The organism is Paenibacillus sp. MAHUQ-45, from assembly GCF_058133325.1.
The window spans coordinates 1-1,054 of record NZ_JBYUPV010000035.1 but is presented as its reverse complement, the minus strand read 5'-3'; the positions used below and the strand labels follow the sequence as shown (position 1 = coordinate 1,054).

The 1,054-nt window shown below is 62.1% G+C and carries 1 protein-coding gene and 1 pseudogene; both read right to left on the bottom strand.

The window, feature by feature from the left end; genetic code table 11:
* On the bottom strand, positions 1 to 463 hold a 463-nt coding region (locus AC3Y23_RS29015; RefSeq protein ID WP_379205551.1), incomplete at its 3' end, for a hypothetical protein.
* A pseudogene (locus tag AC3Y23_RS29010) lies at positions 460 to 1,054 on the bottom strand (hypothetical protein); the annotation flags it as partial. The pseudogene AC3Y23_RS29010 and the gene AC3Y23_RS29015, both read right to left, overlap by 4 nt.

The window sequence follows — 1,054 nt, the reverse complement described above, 5'->3', positions numbered from 1 at the left end:
TTTCACCCGTTGCTCCAGTGGCACCTGTCACTCCGGTCGCTCCAGTGTCTCCTGTTGCACCAGTGTCTCCCGTTGCTCCTGTTGCTCCAGTGTCTCCTGTTGCACCCGTTGCCCCAGTTGCTCCAGTGTCTCCTGTCGCTCCAGTGGCTCCTGTCACTCCGGTCGCTCCTGCTGCTCCCGTTTCCCCAGTTGCTCCAGTTGCTCCTGTCGCTCCTGTTGCTCCAGTGGCTCCAGTGTCTCCTGTCGCTCCTGTTGCTCCAGTGTCTCCTGTCGCTCCGGTGGCTCCTGTGTCACCTGTCACTCCGGTCGCTCCTGTCGCTCCCGTTGCACCTGTCACTCCGGTCACTCCTGTGGCTCCCGTGGCTCCCGTTGCCCCAGTGTCACCTGTCGCTCCGGTTGCTCCTGTGGATCCCGTGTCACCTGTAACTCCAGTCGCTCCCGTTGCACCTGTCACTCCGGTCACTCCTGTGGCTCCCGTGGCTCCCGTTGCCCCAGTGTCACCTGTCGCTCCGGTTGCTCCTGTTGCTCCTGTTGCTCCAGTGTCTCCTGTCGCTCCGGTGGCACCCGTTGCACCAGTGTCTCCCGTTGCTCCTGTCGCTCCCGTTGCACCAGTGTCTCCTGTTGCCCCTGTTGCTCCCGTTGCTCCTGTTGCTCCTGTTGCTCCAGTGTCTCCTGTTGCTCCAGTGTCTCCTGTCGCTCCGGTGGCTCCAGTTTCACCCGTTGTTCCAGTGTCTCCTGTTGCACCCGTTGCCCCAGTTGCTCCAGTTGCTCCAGTTGCTCCAGTTGCTCCTGTTGCTCCAGTGTCTCCTGTCGCTCCGGTGGCTCCTGTGTCTCCTGTCGCTCCTGTTGCACCCGTTGCTCCTGTCGCTCCTGTTGCACCCGTTGCTCCTGTTGCTCCAGTGTCTCCCGTTGCTCCTGTTGCTCCTGTTGCTCCAGTGTCTCCTGTTGCTCCAGTTGCTCCTGTCGCTCCGGTGGCACCCGTTGCACCAGTGTCTCCCGTTGCTCCTGTCGCTCCCGTTGCACCAGTGTCTCCTGTTGCCCCTGTTGCTCCCGT